This is a genomic window from Steroidobacter sp. (assembly GCF_016790065.1).
Classification (GTDB): Bacteria; Pseudomonadota; Gammaproteobacteria; order Steroidobacterales; family Steroidobacteraceae; genus Steroidobacter.
Map to the genome: position 1 here is coordinate 1 of NZ_JAEUPY010000579.1, position 2,313 is coordinate 2,313.

The 2,313-nt window shown below is 61.8% G+C and carries 2 protein-coding genes and 1 pseudogene; 2 read left to right on the plus strand and 1 reads right to left on the minus strand.

What is annotated here, in order from left to right:
- Together JNL55_RS23980 and JNL55_RS23985 are read left to right on the plus strand one after the other, a co-directional pair.
- Window positions 1-274: thiamine pyrophosphate-dependent enzyme (locus JNL55_RS23980; protein ID WP_293860114.1), on the plus strand; the 274-nt coding region annotated here is incomplete at its 5' end.
- Between the two features lie 38 nt (window positions 275-312).
- Window positions 313-1,986: a carboxylesterase/lipase family protein gene (locus JNL55_RS23985; protein WP_293860117.1), complete on the plus strand. Its 1,674-nt coding sequence runs from the start codon at window positions 313-315 to the stop codon at window positions 1,984-1,986.
- On the opposite strand, the pseudogene JNL55_RS23990 reads toward JNL55_RS23985, so the two are convergent.
- Window positions 1,983-2,313: pseudogene (locus tag JNL55_RS23990) on the minus strand (MFS transporter); the annotation flags it as partial. The gene JNL55_RS23985 and the pseudogene JNL55_RS23990 overlap by 4 nt on opposite strands.

Genomic DNA, 2,313 nt, shown 5'->3' on the forward strand with positions numbered 1-2,313 from the left:
GGCGCACTTCGGGACCACGTTCGGGACGGTGTTTCGTCATAACGATCAGCCGTACTCGCCGAACTTCGCCGCCATCGCGAAGGCGTATGGTGTGGATTCGGTACGCATCGAGTCGGCCGATCAATTCAAGCCGGCGTTGGAACATGCAGTGAGTTGCGGCAAGCCGTATTTGCTGGACGTGATTATGGAGAACGCGCCGGTGCCGACGGCGGGGCACTGGAACATCATGGACATTTACTCGCCCGGCCGGAAGGTCAGCCACGTGTCGACTTGAGCAGCTGCGAATAACAACGAGCGATTTCGGGGATCGGGATGCAGAGATCTTTGTCCGTGCGTACGGCAGTGCTTAAAGCGTTGGTGGCAACGACTGCGCTGTGGATGAGCAACGCGCAAGCGCAGATCGTCGAGACTCCGATACCGGGCGATCCGGTCACTATCGATACGGGCAAAGTCAGTGGCAAAGTGCTGCAATCCGGCGTGCGGGCGTATTTCGGTGTGCCATTCGCCGCGCCGCCGACGGGCGACTTGCGTTGGCGTGAGCCGCAGCAGCGTGAAGCATGGAAAGGTGTGTACAACGCCGATCGGTTCGCGCCCGAGTGCATCCAAATCCTCCGCCCGCACAACATCAATCATTACTTCGGCGAAGAAGCGACCAGCGAGGATTGCTTGTATCTAAACATCTGGGCGCCGGCAAAGCTCGCCGAAGGCGAGCAAGCCCCCGTCATTCTGTGGTTGTACGGCGGCGGCCTCTCCATAGGCTCGGCGAGCATGCCGAACTACGGCGGCGAAGGGCTCGCGCAGAAAGGCGTGATCTACATAACCGCCGGCTACAGAGTCGGCGCATTCGGTTTCCTGGCGCACCCAGAACTAACCGCCACGTCGCCGCACAGAGCGTCGGGCAACTACGGCCATCTCGACCAAGTCGCAGCCCTGCAGTGGATCCAACGAAACATTGCGCGTTTCGGCGGCGATCCGAAGCGGGTCACCGTGACGGGCCAATCCGCCGGTGCAGGCTCGGCGTTCAGCTTGCAAGCCAGTCCGTTGGCCAAAGGTCTATTCCATCGCATCGTCGGCATGAGCGGCGGCGGCCTGCGCGTTGGCGCCGATCCGATTCCGCAAGCGGAAGCCGAGCAATCAGGCTTGGAATTACAGAAGGTGCTCGGCGTAAATTCGCTGGGCGACCTAAGAAACGTCCCAGCCGATCGCATCCTTGCTGCCCAGGCGGAGTTTCAACTCGGCGGCACCGCTGGCACAGTCCGCTTCCGCCCCAATCTCGATGCGTACTTCATGCCTCGCACGCCGCGAGAGATCTTCGCGAGCGGCCAGCAGAACGACGTGCCATTACTCATCGGTTTCACTCGGGACGAAAGCGGCAACGAGCTGCGCACAGCGCGCTCCATGGCTGAGTTCACCACGGCGGCGAACAAGTACTTTGCTGGCGAAGCCGGAAAGTTTCTAAAGCTCTATCCCGTGCGCTCCGATGCGGAGGTGCCAACGGTCGGGGCGACGGCCGTGCGCGACGGCGGCATGGCGACGTCGATGCGTAGCTGGGCGGTGGGGCAGGTGGCCAAAGGCCAAGCCGCGACCTACCTATATATGTACAGCCATCCGCACTCTTTCGAACCGGGAGCCAAGATCGCGGACCTCAATCCAGCCACTGCCGGGGCCTATCACACCAGCGAAGTGCCGTTCTTCCTGCTGACCCAGGACGTCTACAACCGCATTCGCAAAACACGAGCCTGGACGGACTACGACCGCGCCCTGGCGCAGAAGATGTCCGATGCGCTGGTGATGTTCGCCGCGACGGGCGATCCGAACACACGCGACGTGAAGCTGCCGAAGTTCACGCTGCGAGATCAGCAATACATCGAGTTCGGCGACGAGGTCGGCACGCGCCGCTTCGACATCAAGCGAATGGATTTCTTCTCGACAGTGAACATGCCGGGCGCCGTCGGCGCCGGAGCGCCGCGAACGCCTCGCGACTAGAGGTCCATCTCCACCGGCTTCACCTCGCCGACGATGAAGATATACGACAGCGCACCGATGACCGCGACCACGGCGATGTAGGCGAGGGCGAAGAAGAACGAACCGGTGGTGCCCACGATCACGCCGATGACGATGGGCGTGACGATGCCGGCCAGGTTGGCGAAGAAGTTGAACACGCCGCCGGTCAAACCGATCAAGCGCTTCGGCGCCACGTCGGTAATCAAGGTCCAGCCCAGGTTCACCATGCCTTGGCCGAAGAACGCCACCGACAACACCGCGATCACCACTTGATCGCTCTCGACGTAGTTGGCGATCACGATGGTGGAG